General features: G+C 60.5%; 21 protein-coding genes, 1 tRNA gene and 1 other RNA gene. 6 read left to right on the forward strand and 17 right to left on the reverse strand.

Features of this window, described 5'->3' with window-relative positions; translation table 11 throughout:
• Positions 1 to 9: 9 nt before the first annotated feature.
• From ABDK06_RS09185 to ABDK06_RS09200, 4 genes are all read left to right on the forward strand, one after another.
• Positions 10 to 876: a polysaccharide deacetylase family protein gene (locus ABDK06_RS09185; RefSeq protein ID WP_394940656.1), complete on the forward strand. Its 867-nt coding sequence runs from the start codon at positions 10 to 12 to the stop codon at positions 874 to 876.
• Positions 876 to 1,289 carry an MmcQ/YjbR family DNA-binding protein gene (locus tag ABDK06_RS09190; RefSeq protein ID WP_394940657.1) on the forward strand — a complete coding sequence of 138 codons (414 nt, stop codon included), beginning with the start codon at positions 876 to 878 and terminating at the stop codon, positions 1,287 to 1,289. Before ABDK06_RS09185 ends, ABDK06_RS09190 begins: the two co-directional genes overlap by 1 nt.
• Positions 1,282 to 1,830 carry a DUF1990 family protein gene (locus ABDK06_RS09195; protein ID WP_394940658.1) on the forward strand — a complete coding sequence of 183 codons (549 nt, stop codon included), beginning with the start codon at positions 1,282 to 1,284 and terminating at the stop codon, positions 1,828 to 1,830. Before ABDK06_RS09190 ends, ABDK06_RS09195 begins: the two co-directional genes overlap by 8 nt.
• A gap of 164 nt (positions 1,831 to 1,994) precedes the next feature.
• Positions 1,995 to 3,323, forward strand: a complete 1,329-nt coding sequence (locus ABDK06_RS09200; protein ID WP_394940659.1) for a Fic family protein — start codon at positions 1,995 to 1,997, stop codon at positions 3,321 to 3,323.
• A gap of 83 nt (positions 3,324 to 3,406) precedes the next feature.
• On the opposite strand, the gene purL is transcribed toward ABDK06_RS09200, so the two are convergent.
• From purL to ffs, 14 genes are all read right to left on the reverse strand, one after another.
• A complete protein-coding gene (gene purL / locus ABDK06_RS09205) occupies positions 3,407 to 5,698 on the reverse strand; it encodes a phosphoribosylformylglycinamidine synthase subunit PurL (protein WP_394940660.1) in 2,292 nt (763 codons plus the stop codon).
• Positions 5,695 to 6,468, reverse strand: coding sequence for a phosphoribosylformylglycinamidine synthase subunit PurQ (gene purQ, locus ABDK06_RS09210; protein ID WP_394940661.1), 774 nt, complete (start codon positions 6,466 to 6,468; stop codon positions 5,695 to 5,697). The genes purL and purQ overlap by 4 nt, the downstream gene beginning before the upstream one ends.
• A complete protein-coding gene (purS, locus tag ABDK06_RS09215) occupies positions 6,461 to 6,712 on the reverse strand; it encodes a phosphoribosylformylglycinamidine synthase subunit PurS (protein ID WP_394940662.1) in 252 nt (83 codons plus the stop codon). The genes purQ and purS overlap by 8 nt, the downstream gene beginning before the upstream one ends.
• A 187-nt stretch (positions 6,713 to 6,899) precedes the next feature.
• Positions 6,900 to 7,664, reverse strand: coding sequence for a DinB family protein (locus ABDK06_RS09220; RefSeq protein WP_394940663.1), 765 nt, complete (start codon positions 7,662 to 7,664; stop codon positions 6,900 to 6,902).
• A 138-nt stretch (positions 7,665 to 7,802) separates the two neighbouring features.
• A complete protein-coding gene (locus tag ABDK06_RS09225) occupies positions 7,803 to 8,213 on the reverse strand; it encodes a DUF3592 domain-containing protein (RefSeq protein WP_394940664.1) in 411 nt (136 codons plus the stop codon).
• 8 nt (positions 8,214 to 8,221) lie between these two features.
• Positions 8,222 to 8,695, reverse strand: a complete 474-nt coding sequence (locus ABDK06_RS09230; RefSeq protein WP_394940665.1) for a hypothetical protein — start codon at positions 8,693 to 8,695, stop codon at positions 8,222 to 8,224.
• Between the two features lie 76 nt (positions 8,696 to 8,771).
• Complete coding sequence (locus ABDK06_RS09235; RefSeq protein ID WP_394940666.1) at positions 8,772 to 9,260, reverse strand: hypothetical protein; 489 nt, start codon at positions 9,258 to 9,260, stop codon at positions 8,772 to 8,774.
• A gap of 41 nt (positions 9,261 to 9,301) precedes the next feature.
• Complete coding sequence (locus ABDK06_RS09240) at positions 9,302 to 10,237, reverse strand: 3-methyladenine DNA glycosylase (protein ID WP_394940828.1); 936 nt, start codon at positions 10,235 to 10,237, stop codon at positions 9,302 to 9,304.
• 12 nt (positions 10,238 to 10,249) lie between these two features.
• Positions 10,250 to 12,019: a cation:proton antiporter gene (locus tag ABDK06_RS09245; RefSeq protein ID WP_394940667.1), complete on the reverse strand. Its 1,770-nt coding sequence runs from the start codon at positions 12,017 to 12,019 to the stop codon at positions 10,250 to 10,252.
• 157 nt (positions 12,020 to 12,176) lie between these two features.
• Positions 12,177 to 13,463, reverse strand: a complete 1,287-nt coding sequence (locus ABDK06_RS09250) for an aspartate kinase (RefSeq protein ID WP_394940668.1) — start codon at positions 13,461 to 13,463, stop codon at positions 12,177 to 12,179.
• A gap of 130 nt (positions 13,464 to 13,593) precedes the next feature.
• A complete protein-coding gene (gene recR / locus ABDK06_RS09255) occupies positions 13,594 to 14,193 on the reverse strand; it encodes a recombination mediator RecR (protein WP_394940669.1) in 600 nt (199 codons plus the stop codon).
• Positions 14,194 to 14,195: 2 nt separating this feature from the next.
• Entirely contained in the window at positions 14,196 to 16,808 is a 2,613-nt protein-coding gene (locus ABDK06_RS09260; protein WP_394940670.1) for a DNA polymerase III subunit gamma and tau, read from the reverse strand.
• Positions 16,809 to 16,853: 45 nt separating this feature from the next.
• Positions 16,854 to 17,711, reverse strand: coding sequence for a tRNA glutamyl-Q(34) synthetase GluQRS (gene gluQRS / locus ABDK06_RS09265; protein ID WP_394940671.1), 858 nt, complete (start codon positions 17,709 to 17,711; stop codon positions 16,854 to 16,856).
• Positions 17,712 to 17,727: 16 nt separating this feature from the next.
• Positions 17,728 to 17,823, reverse strand: an RNA gene (gene ffs, locus ABDK06_RS09270) — signal recognition particle sRNA small type.
• 207 nt (positions 17,824 to 18,030) lie between these two features.
• On the opposite strand from ffs, the gene ABDK06_RS09275 reads away from it, so the two are divergent.
• A tRNA-Ser gene (locus ABDK06_RS09275) sits at positions 18,031 to 18,118 on the forward strand.
• Between the two features lie 526 nt (positions 18,119 to 18,644).
• On the opposite strand, the gene ABDK06_RS09280 is transcribed toward ABDK06_RS09275, so the two are convergent.
• Positions 18,645 to 19,439, reverse strand: coding sequence for an SDR family NAD(P)-dependent oxidoreductase (locus tag ABDK06_RS09280; RefSeq protein ID WP_394940672.1), 795 nt, complete (start codon positions 19,437 to 19,439; stop codon positions 18,645 to 18,647).
• Between the two features lie 592 nt (positions 19,440 to 20,031).
• Here ABDK06_RS09280 and ABDK06_RS09285 point away from each other — a divergent pair.
• Positions 20,032 to 20,337 (forward strand): excalibur calcium-binding domain-containing protein, encoded by a 306-nt coding sequence (locus tag ABDK06_RS09285; protein ID WP_394940673.1) that lies wholly within the window; start codon positions 20,032 to 20,034, stop codon positions 20,335 to 20,337.
• Between the two features lie 8 nt (positions 20,338 to 20,345).
• Here the strand turns inward: ABDK06_RS09285 and ABDK06_RS09290 are convergent, their stop codons facing one another.
• Both ABDK06_RS09290 and ABDK06_RS09295 read right to left on the reverse strand, forming a co-directional pair.
• Positions 20,346 to 20,918, reverse strand: a complete 573-nt coding sequence (locus tag ABDK06_RS09290; RefSeq protein WP_394940674.1) for a flavodoxin family protein — start codon at positions 20,916 to 20,918, stop codon at positions 20,346 to 20,348.
• Positions 20,919 to 21,001: 83 nt separating this feature from the next.
• Complete coding sequence (locus ABDK06_RS09295) at positions 21,002 to 22,489, reverse strand: MFS transporter (RefSeq protein ID WP_394940675.1); 1,488 nt, start codon at positions 22,487 to 22,489, stop codon at positions 21,002 to 21,004.
• Positions 22,490 to 22,520 lie beyond the last annotated feature (31 nt).

Raw genomic sequence — 22,520 nt, forward strand, 5'->3', positions numbered from 1 at the left:
GCATCATCAATGCAATCTCGGCAGAGAGCTCAACCCCTTCGCTGGATCCTTGCTGCGCTTTGCGTTCTCCTGGTGCTGGGCTTCGCCGCGGACACGATATGGCAGTTGGAAGCTCCTCGGAGCCCGGTGGGGAACGCCTCAAGCTCTCCTTCCACGGTGACCCCTTCGGCGAGCCCGAACGCAACGGAGACGCCGTCATCGGACCCTTCGCACAGCTCGAGTCCTTCCACCGGATCGAACACCACTGAGCCCGGCGCTCCTGCGGGTGATTTCACACTGCCGGAGGTCAAAGATGGCATGGTTCCGGTGGTCACCAAGGTCCCCACTCAGCAGAAGGTCGTCTTCCTCACCATTGACGACGGCGCCAATAAGACCCAGCAGCAAGTCGAGTTGCTCAAAGCGCACAATATCAAGGCCACGCTTTTCCTTGCGCAACTCTTTATCGGCGAGAACCCAGAGTACTTCAAGTCATTTCTGGCCGACGGCAGTCTGATCGAGAACCACTCGATCTCCCATCTGCTCAACCTGATCCGACTGCCTCATGACAAGCAGAAGCAAGAGATCTGCCAGATGTCGGACTACGAAGAAGGAATCTATGGGCGCAAGCCGGTGTTCTTCCGGCCACCCGGAGGCCCCTATACGAAATCCCTGCGGAAAGCGGCTGCCGAATGCGGGCTGAAGGCGCTCATCGACTGGAACGTCGAGGTGAAAGCGGGAAAGGTGAGCTATCAAGAGGGGAACTCGCTTCAGCCCGGAGATATCGTGCTGATGCACTTCCGACCAGAATTTCCGCAAGATTTCGCGGCCTTCCTGGCAGCGCAAAAGAAATCTGGGCTCAAGGTCGTGCTGCTCGAAGACTTCCTCAAGGTGCGCTGATGCAGCTCGCTCGTCTTCGCCAGCTCTGCCTGGCACTTCCGGGAGCCTTCGAGGATCACCCCTTCGGCCCCGAGACTGCGGTGATGAAGATCAGGGCGGCGGTTCCCGCTGGAGCCCGCAGCGAAACAAAGATGTTCGCGCTCTTCTGGGAAGGCTCCGCTCCGCTCAGGGTCAATTTGAAATGCGATCCAGCGCTGGCCGAACAGCTACGTGCGGCACACCCGGAAATCACCCCGGGCTATCACATGAACAAAAAGCACTGGAACACGGTGAGCTGTTCTGGAAGCTTGGCTGAGGAGATGATCCGGGACTTGATTGAAGACTCCTATGACCTGGTGGTTGCCAGCCTGTCGAAGGCACAGCGGGAAGCGCTCGATTGGCGCGGCCTGGTTGAGCGAGGCAGCCATGACTGAGGACTTCAGTTACTCCCAGGTTGGTTTGAGTCGCAGCCTGGTGGAAGCCGGCCCGGCGTCCACCGAACTCTGGCCCCAGGGGTATCGCCGGGTGTTCCAGCGAATCGAGGTCGGTCACGGACCTGAGGTCTTCGAACGGCTGTCCGAGTCGATTCTGAACTGGGGAATCCAACGCGGCGCTGGGCTGCGGCCGCAAGCGGAAGGCCCGGCTACGGTGGGCAATCGAGTAGTCTGCGGTTTTGGCTGGGGACCGCTGAGGCTGCCCGTTCCGTGCCGAGTCGTCTGGTCGGACGCCGAGGATCCCCGGCTGAGAGGCTTTGGCTATGGCACCTTGCCAGGTCACCCGGCTCGCGGTGAGGAAGCCTTCGTCGCTGAGCTTGCGGACGACAGCGTCGTGCACTTTTCGGTGCTGGCCTTCAGCAAGCCAGCTCCGGGGATTTATACCCTGGGTGCGCCGGTGAGCCAGCTGATTCAGCGAGTGGTCACCGCCCGATACCTTCGGGCGGCCCGGGACTTAGCGGGCGGGAAGGGTATGGGCTGACCCGCCCTAGCGGATATTTACTTTTAGCTCTACCGTGTAAATCTTGCGGCGTCGTGCTCTTCGAATCCTGGAAGGGGCGGTGGAGACAGGGCTGAGATGTCCAGCTGTGCGATAGGATTGCTCAAAATCAAAATTTTGATTTTGAGACTTTTGGAGGATTGAGAATGAAACTCCCGATGCCTGCTCCTGAGGTTGAGACAATTCTCATGGAGATACTAGAGCGTGATCAACGTGAGTACCTCAAGATCTTTACCACCAACGTTGAAGATGATCGATACCTACATTGGGATCAACTTCGTTACCGGACGCCGCCGAATGATTGGGGACACAGAGAATGGTGGGCAGCTCTCAAGCTTGCAAGGGGGAGGCAGCAGCGATTTCTTAAATTGACTGATAAGGAGAAGAGCCCATTTTGGTTTAACATGACCGATAGGATCCTGCGTACTTCGGAGGAGATCGCTAGGCGCGCCAGTGGGCATATCGGCAGTGCAGAAGAGGTTATTGGTGCTCAGGGCCGCGACCAATATATTGTGAAATCACTTATTGAGGAGGCGATCACCTCCAGTCAACTTGAAGGCGCGGTGACATCCCGCAGAGTCGCTACGGAGATGCTAGAGTCTGGTCGTCCACCCACGGATAAGTCGGAGGTGATGATCCTCAATAACTATTTGGCGATGCGGAGAATCCGTGAAGCGGCAACTGAACCATTGACCCCTGATTTTGTGCTTGAGCTGCATCGGATTCTTACTGAAGACACCTTAGAAGATCCTGCCGATGCTGGGCGCTTGGAGACCGCCGATCAGATTCGGGTTGCGGTGTGGGACGGTGAAATTGCGATTCATCAGCCACCCTCAGCGGACGAGTTGCCGTCAAGGTTGCGGTCGTTGTGTGACTTTGCCAATGATCTGCTAGAGCACTCCCCATATATGCCACCAGTAGTCAGAGCGATCATCGTTCATTTCATGGTGGGATACGATCACTACTTTGCTGATGGCAACGGGCGTACTGCTCGAGCGCTTTTCTATTGGAGCATGCTTCATCAAGGTTATTGGCTGAGCGAGTATGTCTCTATCTCCAAAATCCTCAAAAAAGCACCCAGTCAGTACTCACTTGCCTACCTCTATACCGAGGACGATGGAGGTGACCTCACATACTTCATTCACTATCAACTAGAGATTTTTATCAGGGCGCTTGATGAACTTGATGAGTATCTTGCCGCCAAAAGTAGGGAACTGGCGCAGGTTCGCGGTGCTCTGCAAGGCACACGCGAATTGAACCAGCGGCAAGCATCTTTCCTCGAGCGGGCTTCCCGCGAAGGAGACTTAGTTATCGACGCCGCAGGGTATGCACGCTACTACCGAGTTACCGGGCAAACAGCTCGCAATGACCTCCGAAGTATGGAAAGCAGTGGTTACCTTCTGCGAAGTAAGAATGGAAACGCCTTTGTCTGGCGTGCAGCACCCAAGCTCCTGAGTAAGTTGGCAGCCAAGTAGCCAGTTAAGGGACGAGAAAATTGAGGACTGAAGTCCAAAAGTCTCAAAATCAAAATTTTGATTTTGAGACTTTTGCACCCTAACTAGCCAAAATACTTCGGCAGCGTCCCCTCGTGGGCCTCACGTAACTCCTCCAGGCTGAGCACGAAGGCCCCCTGCACATCCAAGACTCCCGACTCAGCATCGACCACACCGATCCGCAGGTGCTCGAAACCACGGGCGGAGCACATGTCATTGAACCGGACCTCTTCAGAGCGGGGCACCGAAACCAGTGCACGGGCCTGCGACTCGGAGAACAGCGCTTCGAACACGGAGATCCCATCCCTGGCAGCTAACTCATCCAGGCCGACCCTGGCGCCGACGCCGAAGCGCAGCGAGGACTCGACCAAAGCCGCGGCCAGACCGCCCTCGGACAAATCGTGCGCCGCGTCGACCATGCCGTCGCGCGAGGCGTTGATCAGGATCTCCGCCAGAGCCTTCTCCTGAGCTAGATTGACCGCCGGGGGCTTGCCACCCAGGTGCCCGCGCAGATTCGCCCACTCCGAACCGTCCAGCTCAGCGCGAGTGGTGCCCAGCAAGTAGATGGCTTGGCCGTCTTCCCGCCAACCGGAGGGGGTGCGCCGGGCGACGTCGTCAAACACGCCGAGCACGCCGACCACCGGGGTCGGGTGGATCGCCACCCCTCCCGTCTGGTTATAGAGCGAGACGTTGCCGCCGGTCACCGGCACCCCAAGTTCCTGGCAGGCATCTGCCAGGCCGGTCACCGCCTCGGCGAATTGCCACATCACCTCGGGGTCCTCCGGGGAGCCGAAGTTCAGGCAGTCGGTGACCGCCAGCGGCCGGGCACCCGACGTCGCCACATTGCGGTACGCCTCGGCCAGGGCCAATTTAGCGCCTTCGCGAGGGTCAAGATAGCAGTAGCGTCCGTTCGCGTCCGTCGCCAAAGCCACGCCCAGCCCGGTGCTCTCATCCACTCGGATCACCCCGGCGTCATCGGGCATCGCCTGCGCGGTATTGCCCTGCACATAGCGATCGTACTGGTCGGTGACCCAGGATTTGGAGGCCATATTCGGTGAAGAGATCAGTTCGACGACGGCGGCCCCCAGATCGGCGGGAACCTCAGGCACAAACGAATCAGCCTGCACCCCGTCGAGCCACCCCGGCCGGTGGAACGGCCGGTTGTAGACTGGGCCGTCGTGCGCCACGGTGCGCGGATCGACGTCGACGATGGTCTCGCCGTCCCAGTCGATGATCAGCCGACCGGTGTCGGTGACCTCGCCCAGCCAGGAGTATTCCACGTCCCATTTGGCCATCACGGCTTCGAAATCCGCGACATTCTCCGGAGTCACCACGGCCATCATGCGTTCCTGCGACTCGCTCATCAGGATCTCGCCCGGCGTCAGCGTTGGATCGCGCAGCAGTACCGAGGTCAGCTCGACGTGCATACCGCCCTCGCCGTTGGACGCCAGCTCCGAAGTGGCACAGGAGATACCCGCCGCTCCGAGGTCCTGGATACCATCCACGATCGAGGCTTTGAACAGCTCGAGGCAGCACTCGATCAGCACTTTCTCCGCAAACGGATCGCCCACCTGGACGGCGGGGCGCTTCGAGGGCTTGGCGTCGTCGAAAGACTCCGAGGCCAGCACCGAGGCACCGCCGATGCCGTCGCCGCCGGTACGCGCGCCGAAGAGCACCACGCGGTTGCCGACGCCGGAAGCGTTGGCTAGCCGGATGTCCTCGTGCCGCAGCACGCCCACTGCGAGCGCATTGACCAGCGGATTGCCCTGGTAGACCGAGTCGAAAACCACTTCGCCACCGATATTCGGCAGGCCGAGCGAATTGCCGTAGCCGCCGATGCCGGAGACGATGCCGTGCACCAGGCGGGCGGTGTCCGGGTGATCGATCGCACCGAAGCGCAGCGGGTCCATCACCGCGACGGGGCGGGCGCCCATCGAGATGATGTCACGGACGATGCCGCCGATGCCGGTCGCCGCGCCCTGGTACGGTTCCACAAAAGAGGGGTGGTTGTGCGATTCGACCTTGAAGGTCACTGCCCAGCCGTCACCGATATCGACGACGCCGGCGTTCTCGCCGATGCCGACCAGCAGGTGCTGCTTCATCTCCTCGGTGACCTTGTCGCCGAACTGACGAAGATGCACCTTGGAGGATTTATAGGAGCAGTGCTCGCTCCACATCACCGAGTACATCGCCAGCTCGGCGGCGGTGGGGCGGCGTCCCAGGATCTCTTTGATCCTGGCGAATTCATTGTCCTTCAGGCCCAGCTCGGCCCAGGGCAACTCGGTCTGGGGGGTAGCTGCGGCATTCGAGACCGTATCGATATTGAATCCGGTCTTTTCGCTTGGAGAGGTGGTCACGCTTTTGCCCCCGAGAGGATGGTGTTCAGGACAGAGGAGAAGAAGCCGAGGCCGTCGGTTCCGGTGTGCGGACCCGCTTCGGAGGATGGGCCGAACCCGGACTCCACGGCGTGCTCGGGATGCGGCATCAGGCCGACCACATTGCCCGCCTGATTCGTAATTCCGGCGATATCGCGGCGTGAGCCGTTCGGATTGGGCCCCAGATAGCGGAAGACAACCCTGCCTTCCGCCTCCAGCGCATCCAGCGTCTTTTCATCTGCGATGTACTGACCGTCCTGATTTTTCAAGGGAACCGTGATGCTCTGCCCCGCGGTGTAAGCGTTGGTCCAGGCCGTCGAGGTGCTCTCCACGCGCAGTTCCTGATCACGGCAGATGAACTTCAAATGATCGTTCTTCACCATCGAGCCGGGCAACAGCTGCGATTCGGTGAGGATCTGAAAACCATTGCAGATGCCGAGCACCGGCAGTTTCGCATGGGAGTTCGCCGCATCGATCACCTTAGACATCAGCGGTGCGAAACGAGAGATCGCGCCGGCGCGTAGATAATCGCCGTAGGAGAAGCCACCGGGGATCACCACGGCGTCGACGTTGTACAGATCATCATCGGCGTGCCATAGTTCGACGGCGGTAGCTCCGGAGAGCCGCACGGCGCGAGCGGCGTCACGGTCGTCGAGGGTGCCCGGGAAAGTCACCACGCCGATCCGGGCAGCGGACAGATCGACGGCGGAGAGGCCGGAGCTCAGGGCATCGGTGAAAGAGAGATCAGTCATCGAGAACCTCGACGTTTACCACGTCTTCGATCACCGGATTGGAGAGCAGGGTTTCTGCGGCCTCACGGGCCTTGGCCAGCGTGGTTTCGGTCACCTCGCCATCAACCGTCAATTCAAAACGCTTGCCCTGACGCACCCCGCTGAAGTCGGTGAAGCCGAGCCGGGGGAGGGCCCCTGCAATGGCCTTCCCCTGCGGATCGAGGATTTCGGGTTTGAGCATGACGTCGACAACGATCCGGGGCATCCGGTGACTCCTGTTTTTTAAGAAGCGGGTGTCGCGGAGACTGAAGAGCAGCCATGAAACCTTGCCGTCTCACGCTACTATTCCGGTTGGCACAACAGCGCTCCGCGAGCTTGCAGAACCATTCTAGCGAGCTTTTCCCCGTTCTGAGAGTCAGTGGCATCTCTGCCTGCGGAGGCCTTCCCTGGCTTCAGCCTTTGGCTGCTCTTCCGGCCTCGAGAGCATCGAGATCCCGGAGTGCATAGCGCTGATGAGACCATTCTTCGTCGAAGATGGTGTGCAAGCAGGAGAGTGTGGTCGCTCGGTATTCGGGGTTCCACGGCTCGCGGTGCATCACCCTCAGTTCCTCCACGGTGACATCGGCGAGGAAATTACGCACCATGGAGATCCGGTTCGCGCGGGCTTCGAGCACCTCCGGGTAGCTCGGGTTCTCGGTTGAGAAAACCGCCATCTCGTAGCCGTCGGTTTCGTATTCGGCGTTTGGCTGCCCGATCGGGTGATAGGGCTGCTTGAGCTCCAGGATCCCGCGACCCAGCCACGTGTCCGTGGCCATCACTAAGTGGCGCAGCGTCTGCGCGAAGGACCACTCTCCGGCAACAGAGGCATCGACAGTACCCGGAGGCATCGCAGCGACCCGAGCGAGCACGGCATCCCAGCTCTGCTCGATTTGGGCCCAAGCGCTGCGGAGTCCCTCAGGGTCTTTGGCTTGCCGTTCAGCGCGACCGGGGAATCGGCGGTTCAGTTCGGCGTCGATGAAAGGGACGACGTCGACGCCGTTGATCAGCAGTGAGTTCTCACCTTCCAGCAACCACGGGGAATCGATGTCCGCTCCCGCTATCTCAACCGCGCGCATCACCACGCCAGAAAGATCAGCCCTGGCGAAACGCGATTCCCGCAGATTCACATCGATGAATTCAGTGCGGCTCAGATCGCCGGACTGCGACTGAGGAGTCATGACGGCGATTATTGCACGCGGTACGGAGCCGGGCCAGAGCAAACTGGTAATTCCAGAGCAAACTGGTAATTTCGGCTTATCCGGGAAGGGGCCGATTCCTGGCAGTTGCTCGCCTCGCCGGAGGTTCGGTCGAAGCGTTCAACCCAGCATGAGCGCGTTCGGATCATCAGGGCTCACCCGGAAAGGCAGTTTCGCGCCCACCTTCCAGTTGTGCAGCGCGGCTTCGGCGATCATCGTCTGGTAGCTCGCTCGGTAGTTTGGCTGACCGGGGAAACTGAGTTCTAGCTCCACGGTGTAGATCGGTGAACCCAGCAGATCCTGACTCGTGCGGTGCAGTGCGAGGACAGTGCCGCTGCCTTGCAGCATCCCCGCGTAGAGAGTCATGGCGGCGAAGGGATTGGCGGCGGAGATGCCGTGGTTCACCGCTGGCTGGGCAGCTAGCTGTTCCGAGAGATCGGCTGATTGCCGCAGATTCTCCCGCCAGTCAGTATTGTGCCGTTGCTGCTGACCGGCCTTCATCAGCCGGAGGATGTCTCCGAAGACGCCCATTGGGGTGCCTAACTGGTCAGCGCAATGTTCTGCGGGTCGGCAGGATCAACTGCGACGTCGTGGCTGCTGCCAATGGAGTAATTGGCTAAAAACTGGGCGGCTACCATTTCTCGTTTGGTCACCGAATAAGGCGCCGCGCCGGGGAGCGTGACGAGCACTTCAAGCTGATACCACGGGTTTCCGGCGGTGCGTTCTCCGGTGTCGACCAGTCCGGTGATCACTGAGCTTCCGGGGGCGCCGATGGCGATGATTCGATTGAGCTCCTGGCCGTAGGCGTTGAGCACATCGTGATCGGCTTGAAGCTGTGCGGAAACTTGCCCAGCGTTGGCTGCTGTGACTTGGCTGCCATCGGTGTAGCCGCCGTCGCGAAGCTGCTGCGAGGCCAGTTCCTGGGCGGCTTGGGCCTGCGCTGCCCAATCCTGATTGCCACCGCTGAAGGCGTTCTTGGCTCGATCGAACAGTCCCATGGTTCCCTCGCTCACATATGATTCAAAATTGAAATTAATTCTTCTCAGATCATCTCAGGAGTCTTGCCGGTGGACAAGACCTGAGGCCTGGTTATCTGGTGTTTGATCCGATGTCGCCGAAGAGCGGAGCGAGCAGCTTCCATTCGGCGATCGCGCAGCCGTCATGCTGGTCAAAGGTTTTGTTCACGGCTGAGCCCTTGAATACTCCGGTGACTTTCGCCGTTTGCGGGCCGCCCGACTGCAAGGTGCAACTCTGCGGAGTGCTGACGTTTTCGAAAACGCTTTTTCCTGAAGCTTCCAGGGCGGCGCAGGCCTTGCCCGGATCGCTCACCGTCGAGCCGGAGAGCGCGGCTCCGCCGTCGCACTTCAGCGTGCTAGTACTGGAGGCGGACGCTGGATCAGCCTGCACAACGACGGTCAGTGAAGTTTCAGCGACCGAGGGGGCGGGGGCATTCGTGGAATGGGTCTGTGCGGGACCGCTGGCGGCGGGGTTTGAGGGTGTGGCGCAGGCCCCCAGGAGCAGGGCTAGGCTTGATCCGCACAGGAGAGCAGTGAGCCGTAACGCTATAGCGTGTTTCATGATTTTTCCCGTGCCATTCCTGCTCATCGAATGACTTCAGCCTAGGCCTGAACCAGCTCTTCTGGAAGGCGTGTACTCAGATCGTTGAGCAACCGTGACCGCAGTTCAGCGGCCTGCTCGCTGAACTTCCTCTGCAGCGCAGCATATTCGGCTTTGCCCTCGGCGGATTCGATTCGAATCGCCGGATACCCCCACTCCTGAAGAGCATAGGGCGAGGCTCGCATATCCATCGCACGAACCCTCCACGACAACTCAAAGGCTTCCATCAGAAGTTCGCTGGACAACAGTGGCAGCAGCTTATACGTCCATTTATAGAGATCCATATTGGCGTGCAGGCAGCCCGGCTGCTCAAGGTCGCGCTGGGTCTCTCTGCTCGGCTGCAGTTCATTGAGCGGTATGGCCTCCGGAGTGTAGAAGCGGAAAGCATCGAAGTGCGAGCAACGGATCCGATTCTCTTCAACCACCTGATCGGTACCAGCTGCACCCAGACGCAAGTCCAGGTAATCGTGCCGGGCACCGTTCGACTCGCTCCGATAGACCATAGCCCACTCGTGCAACCCGAAACAGCCGAATTGCGCGGGGCGTGCTGCGGTGCGCTTGAGCAGCTCCAGTGTGAAGGTAACCGCAGATGCCCTGGCCTCGAGAAAAGCCTCGGTATCGACCGTCACCGCGATTTCCTGGGCGTTCAGTCCGAGGATTTCTCGCTCAGTGGCAGTGGCTTCTCGGTAGTGTTTCCATTCCAGGCGTTCCCTGGCCTCCTCGCCGAGCAGCACGATGCCGCTGCCGGGATGCCAGCGGCGCAATTGCCCCGGTTTCAGGGTGTAGTAGGTGAAGAGAAAATCCTCCACCGGGTGCGGCTGAGCTGCTGATCTCCGTTGTAGATAGGGCTCTGCATAACGATCCACCAAGGCGTGGTGCGCAGCAGCGCGCGGCAGCCAGTCTTCCGGACTGAGTGCGCTGATCTTCGATGACACGATATCCACTCGAGGCTAAGCTCGCATCCGGTTCTGCCAGGACTTATCCATTGCGAAGGATTCCGCATCGAGGTCCATTAGCACGGTGCGCATCACCTCTTCATCGAGGTTCCCGGCGTCGCGCTCGCGGATGATCACGCTGCGCCGGATGTCATTGAGCATCCGTCTGGTGTCGTTCATGAAATTGCTCATTTCCTTGCGCTGCTGCGCAGATGGCTTGCCCGGCGTCGCGGAATCCGCTGTCTCTACCTCGTCCGTCGCCTCCTCCAATTCCTCATCAGCTCGTTGAGCTTGGGTCTGCGCGAGGGCGAGCTGCTTGAACCGATTCAGGATTTTATCCGCGATCTCCGGGCCTAGGTTCTTACTGATGGCCTCCCACTGCGGCTGCATCTCCCGGAACGCCACCTCATAGGTCTTGGCCACCAGCTCGCGTTCCGCTACGGCGTCGCGCTTGGCCTGATCAGGGTCGGTGACCTTGAGCCACTTGATCACGAAGGGCAGCGTAACCCCCTGGATTAGCAGGGTGCCAATGGTGACCACGAAGGCGGTCAAATAGATGATGTCCTTGGCCGGAATGTATTGCGAGGCCGCTAGACCGGTTACCGTGGCGGCGGAGGCCAGGGTGACCACGCCGCGCATTCCGGTCCAGGAGATCACCACCAGATCCTGCCAGCTCATCTCCGGCTCGGAGCGGCCGCGCCGTTGCTGACGGCGCAGCGCCCGCGGCGTCCGACGGCGATAGTAACTCAGGAAGACATAGGCTGGCCGGATCAGAATGGTCACCGCGAGCAGGATGAAAGCGACGCCCAGGCTGAAGCCCAGACCGTGCGGGCTCTCGACGGCGCTCTGGATGACCTCTTTGAACTGCAAACCGATCACCGCGAAAACGAAAGCCTCCAGCAGCACATCGACTGAGGCCCAGATCGGTTGCTCCTGAAGCCGCATGGTGTAACTGGCCTTGGGAGCGTTATAGCCGAGCGATAACCCAGCTGCCACCACCGCGAGTACACCCGAGCCGGTGAACTCCAGATCGTTCATCTCGAAGCCGATGTGCTCGGCGAAGATGTAGGCGACGAAGGGCACCAACAATCCGATCACCGTCTCGATCAGCGGGTCTTTGACCCGCTCCCGAATGAACTGCACGACGACGGCGATCAGCAGGCCGAAGCCCACGCCGATCACGATATTGACGAGCAGCAGCAGGATGCCCTCACCCACGACGTTCTGGCTGAAATTCCCGGCGCCGAGCAGCACCGGAACCAGGAAGAGCCGGAACAGAGTGAGGGCTGCGGCGTCGTTGATCAGGCTCTCGCCGGAGAGCACCGTCATCACCCGGCGCGGCAGTCCGAGTTTCTTGCCGATCGCGGTGGCGGAAACGGCGTCCGGTGGGGCCACGATGGCGCCGATCAGCAGAGCCGCCGGAAGGGTCAGATCGGGGACCAGGATATTCGCTATCCCGCCGACTACCAGGGCGGTGAGAATGACGAGCATGATGCCGAGCCTGCGGATCTGCCGCAGTGAATTGGCGAAGTCCTGAAAGGAGATGTCCAGCGCCGCCGAGAACAGCAGGGGCGGCAGCACAATGGTCAGAATGACTTCCGGATCGATCTCAAAGCCGACTCCTGGGATGAAGGAGACCGCCAAGGCTACAGCGGTCACCACCAGCGGGGCGGGTAAGCCCATTTTGCGCGCGGCGACGGTGACCGCCATCGCCCCTACCAGCAGTAACAGGATGGTTTCCATCTTCCGTACCCCTTTGTCGTGCTGCCAAACGTCCTGCTTCACAGCCTAAGCTGCTTGCCATTCCCCGATCCCAGGTCACCTGAGGTGAAACGATAGTCGCCGGTCCCACCGGCGACTCCGTTTCTCACCTGCGTGCTTTTCACCCGCGCGCTTTCGGTGCGGGGACCAGCTCAGCGCGCGGCGCGAAACTCAGCTGGACTTAGCGGCCGGTTCCGGCGTAGACCGTAGCCTCTTCGGTGCCGTCCAGGTCAAAGGCCATGTGCACCGCACGGACGGCGGTATCCAGCAGATCCGCGCGAGTGACCACGGAGATTCTGATCTCGGACGTGGAGATCAGATCGATGTTCACTCCGGCGTCGGAGAGCGCCTTGAAGAACTTATAGGAGACCCCGGGGTGGGAGCGCATTCCGGCTCCGATCAGCGAGAGCTTGCCGATCTCCTCGTCATAGATCAGATCCTCGAAGCCCACTGAAGCCTGGGCGTCCTTGAGCGCTTGCAGGGCGTCCGCGCCCTCCACCATCGGCAGCGTGAAGGAGATATCGGTGCGCCCCGAGCCATGAGTGGAGATGTTCTGCACGATCATGTCGATATTCGAATGCGCGGCAGCGATGATGCCGAAGATCTCGGCGGCTTTGCCGGGGATGTCGGGTACCCCGATCACCGTGACCTTGCCCTCGGACCGGTCGTGGGCAACACCTGAAATGATGGGCTGTTCCAAAGCGACTCCTTCGCCTCTGATCATCTTGTCGTTCGTGGTGGGCAGTACCCAGGTCCCTTCCTGGTCACTGAACGAGGAGCGGACATGGATCGGCAAGCCGAAACGTCTGGCGTATTCCACGCTGCGTAAGTGCAGCACCTTGGCGCCTGAGGCGGCCAGTTCGAGCATTTCCTCGCTTGAGATGCGCTCGATTTTCTTTGCGCTGGGCACTACCCGGGGATCAGCTGTGTAGACGCCGTCCACATCCGTGTAGATTTCGCAGACATCGGCGTCCAGGGCTGCGGCGAGTGCCACAGCAGTGGTGTCGGAGCCGCCTCGGCCCATCGTGGTGATCTCGTTGGTGCTCCGGCTCATTCCCTGGAAACCGGCCACAATGGCGATGTTTCCCTTATCCACCGCGGTGCGGACGCGATGGGGGTCGACATCGATGATCCTGGCTTTGCCGTGGATGTTGTCGGTGAACATGCCGGCCTGGCTGCCGGTGAAGGATTGAGCGACCGCGCCCTGGCTATTGATCGCCATCGCCAGCAGCGCCATGGAGATTCGTTCGCCCGCCGTCATCAGCATGTCGAGTTCCCGGGCGGGCGGATGTTCGGCTACTTGGGCCGCCAGATCGAGCAGCTCGTCGGTGGTGTCGCCCATGGCCGAAACCACCACGACGACGTCGTGCCCGGCTTGGTGGGTGGCTACTACTCTTGCGGCGACGCGTTTGATTCCGCTTGCATCCGCGACCGAAGAGCCTCCGTATTTCTGAACGATCAAACCCATAGCCCTAGTTAACTCCTGAAAGTTGTGGGAACGTTTCTCAGCTTAGCCGCCACCGCCCGCTGCGGTGAATCGCGGAGTAAATATTGCGCGACCTGCGATCCGTCACCTAGCCGAAATCGTTCGAAGCGGCTCAGTTCAACGCATTGCGGCGACCTTCGAAGGCGCGTCCCAGAGTGATCTCATCGGCGTACTCCAGATCACCTCCCACCGGCAGCCCGGAGGCCAGACGGGTGACCGTGATACCGATGGTCTTGAGCATCCGCGCCAGGTAGGTCGCGGTGGCCTCGCCCTCCAGGTTCGGGTCGGTGGCAATGATGATCTCTTCGATCTGGCTGTCGCTGAGCCGGTTCAGCAGTTCGCGGATTCGCAGCTGGTCCGGGCCGATTCCGGCGATCGGGTTGATGGCGCCGCCGAGCACGTGATAGCGGCCGCGAAAGCTGCGGGTGCGCTCCACCGCGATGACATCCTTGGATTCTTCGACCACGCAGATCACGGTGGGGTCGCGCCGAGGATCGCGGCAGATGCTGCAGGTGTCCTCTTCCGAGACGTTTCCGCAGATGCTGCAGAATTTCACCCGTTCCTTGACCGTCACGATCGAGGACACCAAGCGTTTCATGTCCTCGGGATCTGCTTCAAGGATGTGGAAGGCCAAACGCTGGGCGGACTTGGGGCCGATGCCTGGCAACCGGCCGAGTTCGTCAATGAGTTCCTGAACCGCACCTTCGTACACGTTTACTCTCCTCGGGAGGTTGCTCGGCGCTCTTCGATCAGGCGGCCACCAAGGATTCGTTCAACTGCAGCCTGCCCCACCAACCCCGATTCCTCAATGGTCTCATCATCGGCGCTCGGAATGTCTTCAAGATAGGACGTGACGGGCTCCGGCTCGGCGACTTCTGCGATCTTCGCCTGCTGGCTCAGCCTCTGATACAGGCTGGAACCGCTCTGCTGTGCGTTCGAGGCGGAAGGCGCCGGGCTCGCCGTCACAGCCCCGGAGGCTACTGAGGGCTCAACTGAATTTGGCGCGAAGGTCTGCGCCGCGTCGTCCACCGCGCTCGGGGCCTGCGGCGCCGGATCGGCCGGGGGTGCCTTGGAGGGTGCAACCTTTGAGCGCGGATCAGCTGAGGGTGCGGCAGTCGGGGGCGTGTCAGCCGGGGTTGCCTCGTCATGCTCGGCACGCCTCGGCTCTGCCGGCTCAGCTGACCCGCTGATCCACTCCGGAGCTTCGTTCAGCTCACCCCAGCCCGGTTCGGCGATAGCCGGTGCCGCAGTGGCCAGCCGGTTCGGCCTCGGGGCGGCTGGCTGAACCGCTGAGTCAGCCGGTTCGGCCTGAACGGGCCGTTGCCACACTCGTTCGCGCGGATTTTCAGGCTCGAAAGCGGCCTCCGCGGTTGGCTCCGCGGGGTCAGCCGGTGCTTTTGGGTTTGGCTCAGAGCCCCGTGCGTCGTTGGCGCTAGCCGGCGCGGCTGCACCGCTACCCGCTGAGATCTGGCATTCAACGCCCAAAGTGGACTTTATTGCAGCACGCAGGTTCTCTGCGTGCTCACCCCGGTTGAAGGCCGAGGCAAGTCCATCGGTGCTGAAATTCAGTTGCAAGGTCTGACCGTCGAAACTCTGCGGAACCGCGTTGGGAGCGATCAACGCCCAGCTGGAACGTTTGATCTTGGTCAGCTGGTCCAGCACATCAGGCCATGCCCGGCGCAGCATGTCGATGCCTTCGGCGGAAGTCGCCGAAGAGGGCTGAGGGGTTACCGGGCGCTGGTTCGGGGCCTCCGAGTCAGGGCGGAGTCCGGCGGCTTCCAACCGGTTGCCCGAAGCCGGTGCCTCGGCCGCCTGAACCGGCTCTGCCGGGCGTGAGGCACTCGACGAAGAGTTCGCTGAAGCCGAAGCCGCTGGTGTCGAGGTGGCTGGTGTCGAGGTGGCTTGAACCTCTGTGGGTGGCAGCCCCCAGCCATCGTCGTGAGCTGCCTGTGTCGTTGGTTCGCGCTGTGTCGTTGGTTCGCGCTGAATGGAAGGGTTGCGCTGAACGGAAGGGTTGGCAGCTGGGCCGCTGCCCGCCACCGGGCTGGCGACCTGAGCTGTCCGGCCATCGTCCTGGACTGCGCGGACGTCGTCCTGCTGAGCGCTGAGCTCCCGTTGGTTCTCTGCGGCAGAGGAGACAGCAGGTTTCGCAGCGGTGGGCGCGGCGTAGCTGAGCCGACGTTCAATCCGGTCCACCCGGGCGGTGATGCCGCGTTCGCTCTGATCCGCGCCGGGCAGCAGCAATCGGGCACAGAGCAACTCGAGGTGCAGCCGGGGTGAGGTGGCGCCGGTCATTTCGGTGAGCGCATTATTGGTGACGTCGGCCGCTCGGGAAAGCTCCGCACGGCCGAGTTGAGTCGATTGGGTCTGCATATGGGAGATCTGGTCCTCCGGCAGACCACGCAAAATGGCTTGAGCGCTTTCCGGCATGGCCTGGACAATGATCAGATCGCGGAATCTTTCCAGCAGATCTTCCACGAAACGGCGCGGGTCGAGACCGGTCTGAATCACCCGATCAACAGCGCGGAAGACTGTTCCGGCGTCGGCGGCTGCTAGCGCGTCCACGATTTGATCCAGCAGTGAAGCGTGGGTGTAACCGAGCAAGGAAACCGCGAGTTCGTAGTCCAGCCCTTGCTCGCCCGCGCCAGCCATCAGCTGGTCAAGCACGGAGAGTGAATCGCGGACCGAACCGCCGCCAGCGCGCACCACGAGGGAGAGCACTCCAGGGGCAACCGGGACGTGTTCCTGCTCGCAGAGCTGATTCAGGTAGGCCATCAGTGGCTCCGGCGGTACCAGCCGGAAGGGGTAGTGATGGGTCCGCGAACGAATCGTGCCGATCACTTTATCCGGCTCGGTGGTCGCGAAGATGAACTTAATGTGCTCCGGTGGCTCTTCCACGATCTTCAGCAGCGCGTTGAAGCCAGCGCTGGTCACCATGTGGGCTTCGTCGATGATGAAGATCTTGTAGCGGTCGCGCACCGGGGCGAAGGTGGCTCGTTCGCGCAGATCGCGGGCATCGTCTACGCCACCGTGGCTGGCCGCGTCGATCTCGATGACGTCGAGGCTACCGGGGCCGCCCCTGGCCAGTTCCACGCAGCTATCGCAGCTTCCACAAGGTGTGTCTGTGGGACCCTGGGCACAGTTGAGGCAACGGGCTAAAATCCGGGCTGAGGTGGTTTTACCGCAGCCGCGCGGGCCCGAAAACAGATAGGCGTGGTTAACCCGGTTCTTGCGCAGCGCCGTCATCAACGGTTCGGTGACGTGTTCTTGGCCGATCACGTCGGAGAACGTGTCCGGGCGGTAACGGCGGTAAAGAGCAGTGGTCACTTAAGAAACCTTAGTGCTTGAGGCTGACAGTTTCACCATTGTCGCTCAGGCGTGGATGGTCCACGGCTCGCGCGGCAGGGCTGTTGGATCGAAAACCTCGAGGGCCCGGGGGAGCGAAGCGGGCAGCCCTAGGGAATCGAAGATCAGTTGCAAGGCGTGCTCTGTTCCCAGTTCTCGTAAAGTCACCGCACCATCACGTTTAGCGAGCCGCTGGCCTTGCGGATTGAGAGCCAGTGGGACGTGGATGTATTGCGGAATCGGGTAGCCGAGCAGACCGGCTAAATAGGCTTGACGAGGGGCGGAACTGAGCAGATCGTCACCGCGGACGATCTGGTCTATCCGCTGAGCGGCATCGTCCACCACGACCGCGAGATTGTAGGCCGGAACCCCGTCATTGCGGATCACCACGAAGTCATCGACTTCGCCTCGGTAATCGCCGTGCAGCAGATCGTGGACCTGAAAACTGTCGGTCGCTGCGCGCAGTCGCAGAGCAGCCGGGCGTTCGCGGCGTTTTTCCGCACGCTCCGACGCGGAGAGGTTGCGGCAGGTTCCCGGATAGTGACCCGGGATGGTGTGGGGCGCGGAGGCTGCCTCGGCGATATCGCGGCGGGTGCAGAAGCACTCGAAGAGCAGGTCTCTCGCCCTGAGCTGGTCGACAGCATCGAGATACAGTTCGCTTCGCTCGCTCTGTCTCACCGGTGGCTCGTCCCAGTCCAGGCCAATCGCTGCGAGATCTTGGATCTGCTCGGCCTCGGAGCCAGCTCGTACTCGGTCTAGATCTTCGATGCGCAGGAGGAATTTGCGATGAGTGTGCTTGGCGAAGAGCCAAGCCAAGATGGCGGTACGGAGGTTTCCCAGATGGAATTCGCCGGAGGGGCTCGGCGCAAAACGGCCAGCGGGCATGCGGTGCTCCTTGGAAATGGAGGACCCCTCGTGCACCCGCCAGAGCCTACTTACCCTTGCTACCTTCCGGTCCTGGGGGAGTTCGCAGGATGACGCCGCACGAGGGGCTGCCAATAAGTTTAGCCGAAATTTCGTCAGGGGTTCGCCAGCTGGGTTTTTGAGCGAGAAGTGGAGACCTCGGACGGCCGTTGGGGGACTGAATACGGTCTTGAATCTCCGGTCGAACCGGCGGATTTCTTGGCAGCCCTTGCTTTCGGGTATTCTGGAGTCTGCTCTTCTGCGCCTTACCTCTTTGCGGGTGAGGTGTGTGATTGCAAAAGGAGGATTCGCCTAGCGGCCTATGGCGCACGCCTGGAACGCGTGTTGGGTTAACGCCCTCGGGGGTTCAAATCCCCCATCCTCCGCCAGTTATTCAAACCCGGTCCACACGAGAGTGTGGGTCGGGTTTGTTTTTTGTCCGGCGCAGCTGATCAGCACGGAGTGCGGCCTCTAGTCGCGTTGTGACCGCGCTTTGGCCTATTCGGTGGTGAAGATTGTTGTGTTGTGCACATCGACGCGTGAAGCGTCTTCTTCTGTGCCGGTGGCAGCTAGCGCCTATTTCCAGGGCTGAGGGCAGGGTTTTGCGCGGTGGCGAGTCATCTTGGCGATTCGCCCTGGTGGCTAAGAACCTCAGGGCGTCCGCGAACATCATGGTTCGTATCAGTCAGCTAGGAGCCATTAAAGTCTCTGGTTACTGCAAGGATTTTTAGCCACCGAGCACGCTTGCCCACACGGAAATTTCAGGTACGCGAGATGAGCTAGCAAGCTCATACAACCGTTAAACACGGTTTCGGAAACTCTGCAAGCCCGGATTTAAATACCCCGTTTTCCAGGACTTGCATCGGAACAAAGAATGCCGGTGAAGAAATTCCTGTCAGTTTTTACCGCACAGTCTTACGGCAGGATCGAGTCCACATACCCGCCGTCCACCCGGACTGCCGCGCCGGTGGTCGCCGAGGCGAGTGAGGAGGATAGGTAAACCACCAAGTTGGCGATTTCCTCGGGTTCGATGAGACGCTTAATCAGCGATTGCGGGCGGTGCAGCCGCATGAATTCACGCTGCGCTTCATCCCAGGGAAGTTCTTTATCGACCAACTGGTACACGAAGTCCTCCACTCCAGCGGTGTGAGTCGGCCCTGCGATCACCGAATTCACCGTGACACCGGTACCGGCTGCCGCTTTGGCGAAGCCGCGAGAAACCCCGAGCATTGCGGTCTTGGAAACCCCATAGTGGATCATCTCCTCAGGGATAACAACCGCCGAATCGCTTGCAATATAGCTGATCCGACCCCAGCCCGCTGACATCATGGCTGGCAGATAGGCGCGGGTCAGCCTGACCGCCGCGAGAACATTCACGTCGAAATACCGCAGCCACTCTTCATCGGTGATCTCCAAAGCGTCTTTGACCCCGAAGATACCAAGATTATTGACCAGAATATCCACGCTGGGAACGATGCTCAGAGCCTTAGCCACACCCTCTTCAGTGGCGATATCAGTGGTGAGTTCAACGACGTCGGCTCCCGCAACTTGAGTGCGAATCCCCTCGGCTGCTTTGACGACCGCTTCTTCATGCCTGCCGTTGATCACCACTCGAGCTCCAGAGCTCGCTAAACCCGTGGCAATGGCGAGCCCGATTCCTTGAGTGGAACCACTAATCAGAGCTGTCTTGCCGGAAAGATCGATGTGCATGGGTTTTCTCCTAAGCTGCGTGCCTGATTAACTACGTTAGCGACTGCTCTCTCTCCGGGTCTATTGATAATTCAGCTAAGTCCATCGATAAATTTAGTACCTAAATTTCTTTCAAATTTATTAAATAGCCGGTATGATTTCACATCGTATGAAATGAGAAGGAATCATGATGAAGCCAATAAGTCAGCAGCCAAACCCAGTGCCCGGTCGTAGCGACGCAGCGATCAATTCGCTTTCCTCGAAAAGGCGGATTGCACCGTGGATCGTTCTGGGGGCCATTACTCTTCTCTCTCTTCTTGGACTCGGCGGGGGTTTTGGCGGCTTCCTGGCGGTTTTTGGGTTCTTGCTTATTCTGGTCTCACTCATAGTTATTGTCTTTGGCCGCGGTGGCTGGGCCTGGATGCGCTCTAGGGCTCATGCCCTAGTGGGGCTGGCTGCGGCCGTTAGTTTACTGATTGCGGGAGCTGCAACAGCAAGCACAAGTAACAGAACCGAAGTTGCTGCTGTAAGTCCTGATGTCTCGATCAGCACTTCTCAACCAGTCAGTACCCCCGCAATTACGACAGCGTCGCCCGCTGCTACGACTACTGCAATGCCAACACCAACAAGGATTCCGAGTGCGCCATCAACCACCAAACCTGAGGTAGCCGCGCCCCAAATCCCAGCTCCTCGGCCGCTTGTGCAAAAGCCTGCCCCGGCTCCTGTTCCAGCACCGAAGCCCTTGGTCAAGCCGGCGCCAGCACCTCAACAGACGGTGGCGCCACCGCCGGCTGGGGTGTACTACGCGAATTGCGCGGAAGCGCGTAAGGCGGGGGCTGCTCCGCTGCACATCGGTCAGCCGGGTTATCGGCCAAAATTGGATGGCGATCATGATGGAGTTGCCTGTGAGCGGAACTGATCCCTGCTTCAGCCCACAGCCGCAAACGACGGCGTGAATAACCTCTCAGCGGCCATCAAGGCCTTCTCGTCTCTCAAGATGTCCCCCGGATGATCGCCGGTGCCATATAAGAAACCGCCCCAGTGCATGCCCATATATTCAGCACTGAGTTGCAGCGAGGTGGATAACCCCGAGGCCTTTTCGGCATTGCGTGTATTGCCCACCGTGATGCCCCATAAGGTGCGCTCCGCCATCTGCTGCCGGAAGCCCAGGCCAGGGATCTTGAGCCAAGTGGACCAGTAATCCAGATAGCGCTTTACCGGCGCCGAGAGACTGTACCAATACAGCGGTGAGGCAATGACCAGATCACTGGCCCGCAGCGTGGCTGCAAGCAAGGTGCCTTCATTACCGTCGGGGTAGATCGGCGGCGCGCTCTCCGAGTCATCGGCGTCCTCGAAATCCCGCAATGGTAGCTCCAAGAGATTGATCCATTCCGAACTCGCGCCCTCCGGGAGATTTGCGCGGGCTCTTCGGGCGAGCGCGGCGGTATTTCCACCACTGCGCGAGCTGCCTTCAATAAAAACGAAATGACGATTGCTCATATCGGTCCTCTCATTGAAGTCGTTGGCCTGGGATCATCAGAGACGATCCCAGGCCAAGGACTGTGAACATCTAAGTCGTCGGCCTAGACCTCGACTACTGCCTTCTGGGCAAGTGCCTTGGCTCGGCGGCGAGGTGCCGCAGCGATCAGTAGGGCGGCGAGAGCGACGGCGGCACTCAGGATCAACCCGGGGCGGAAGGTGTCCAGCATCGCAGCAGGGCTACTGGCCGAAGAAGCCGAAGAAGCAGAATGCGAGCCGGTTACCAGCGCCGTGGTCACGGCCAGCACGAGTGCTGCGCCGACCTGCCCGCTGGTCTGGATCAGCCCCGCCGCCAGACCCTGTTCGTCGTCGTGGATCCCTGCGGTGGCTTGTACATTGATCGAGGGAAACCCGAGGGCGAAGCCAATTCCGAGCAGAATCACCGAGGGCAGGATATCCGCCGCATAGCTCGGGCTGGTGCCCACCCGCAGGAACAGCACATAACCCAGGGTGAGGGCGATCAAGCCCGCCACGATCAGCCGGGTGGCACCAATCCGATCGATCAGCTTAGAGGCGAAGGGGGAACTGGCCACCACGATTAGTCCGGTTGGCAGCAGGGCCAAAGCCATCCCCAGTGGTGACCAGCCGAGCACATTTTGCAGGTACATGGTGAGGATGAACTGGAAGCTGAGATAAGAGCCGAATAGCCCGATAATACTGAGATTGGCCCGAGCTACCCAGCCTTGACGCAGAATCCCGAAGCGGATCAGCGGGTGCCTGACCTTGGTTTCAATCAATCCGAAAGCGCCCAGGATGAGTGCCGAGACGATGAATCCAATAATCGTCCGCGGTGAACCCCAGCCGACTTCGGGTGCGGAGACCAGGGTGTAGACAAGCCCCAGCATGCCGAGAGCGAGTGTTATGGCCCCGCCGATATCGTGACCGCCTTCGGTGCTCGGCTTATCCTTCGGGATGTATTTCAAGCCGAGAAGCACTGCGACGACGGCGATCGGCACCGCGATCAGGAAGGTCCAACGCCAGCTCAACGTCGTCATCAACCCGCCGAGCACCAGTCCGAGGGAGAACCCGCTCGCGCCGAAGGTGGAATAGATGGAAATCGCTCGGTTGCGAGGCTTGCCCTCAGCGAAGTTGGTGGTGATGATCGAGAATCCGGTGGGCGCGGTGAAAGCAGCCGCCAAGCCCTTGATGAAGCGGGTTGCGATCAGCAGCGTTGGGTCGTTGACCAAGCCACCCAGCAGGGAGGCTACCGCGAAGACGCTCAACGCGATCAGGAAGATCTTGCGCCGGCCCAGCAGGTCGGCCATCCGGCCGCCCAGCAGCAGAAGGCTGCCGTAGCCGAGCACATAACCGGAGACGATCCACTGCAAAGATTCGGTACTCAGGCCAAGTTCGCGGCCCATCGAGGGGAGCGCGACGCCGACCATGGAGACGTCCAGCCCGTCGAGGGCTAGCACGGTGCAGAGCACGATCAGCAGCATTATCTGGGTGGCCGACCATTTGTTATTCAGTGTGGAATCCGCTGCGGCGGAATCCTGCGCCGAGCGCCCGGCGGTGAGTTCTGTTGCGGTCATGAGACCAAACTATATGACGCATCATTGAATG

This window comes from Psychromicrobium ferritrahens (assembly GCF_043789415.1).
Lineage (GTDB): Bacteria > Actinomycetota > Actinomycetes > Actinomycetales > Micrococcaceae > Renibacterium.

Coding starts and splice junctions, on each gene's coding strand:
- ABDK06_RS09220 (WP_394940663.1), bottom strand. CDS start 7,664: ATGACTCCTCAGTCGCAGTCCGGCGATCTGAGCCGCACTGAATTCATC.
- ABDK06_RS09250 (WP_394940668.1), bottom strand. CDS start 13,463: ATGGGTTTGATCGTTCAGAAATACGGAGGCTCTTCGGTCGCGGATGCA.
- ABDK06_RS09290 (WP_394940674.1), bottom strand. CDS start 20,918: ATGAGCAATCGTCATTTCGTTTTTATTGAAGGCAGCTCGCGCAGTGGT.
- gluQRS (WP_394940671.1), bottom strand. CDS start 17,711: ATGCCCGCTGGCCGTTTTGCGCCGAGCCCCTCCGGCGAATTCCATCTG.
- ABDK06_RS09280 (WP_394940672.1), bottom strand. CDS start 19,439: ATGCACATCGATCTTTCCGGCAAGACAGCTCTGATTAGTGGTTCCACT.
- ABDK06_RS09285 (WP_394940673.1), top strand. CDS start 20,032: ATGCCAACACCAACAAGGATTCCGAGTGCGCCATCAACCACCAAACCT.
- ABDK06_RS09235 (WP_394940666.1), bottom strand. CDS start 9,260: ATGAAACACGCTATAGCGTTACGGCTCACTGCTCTCCTGTGCGGATCA.
- purS (WP_394940662.1), bottom strand. CDS start 6,712: ATGCCCCGGATCGTTGTCGACGTCATGCTCAAACCCGAAATCCTCGAT.
- ABDK06_RS09225 (WP_394940664.1), bottom strand. CDS start 8,213: ATGGGCGTCTTCGGAGACATCCTCCGGCTGATGAAGGCCGGTCAGCAG.
- ABDK06_RS09190 (WP_394940657.1), top strand. CDS start 876: ATGCAGCTCGCTCGTCTTCGCCAGCTCTGCCTGGCACTTCCGGGAGCC.
- ABDK06_RS09195 (WP_394940658.1), top strand. CDS start 1,282: ATGACTGAGGACTTCAGTTACTCCCAGGTTGGTTTGAGTCGCAGCCTG.
- ABDK06_RS09185 (WP_394940656.1), top strand. CDS start 10: ATGCAATCTCGGCAGAGAGCTCAACCCCTTCGCTGGATCCTTGCTGCG.
- ABDK06_RS09200 (WP_394940659.1), top strand. CDS start 1,995: ATGAAACTCCCGATGCCTGCTCCTGAGGTTGAGACAATTCTCATGGAG.
- purQ (WP_394940661.1), bottom strand. CDS start 6,468: ATGACTGATCTCTCTTTCACCGATGCCCTGAGCTCCGGCCTCTCCGCC.
- ABDK06_RS09295 (WP_394940675.1), bottom strand. CDS start 22,489: ATGACCGCAACAGAACTCACCGCCGGGCGCTCGGCGCAGGATTCCGCC.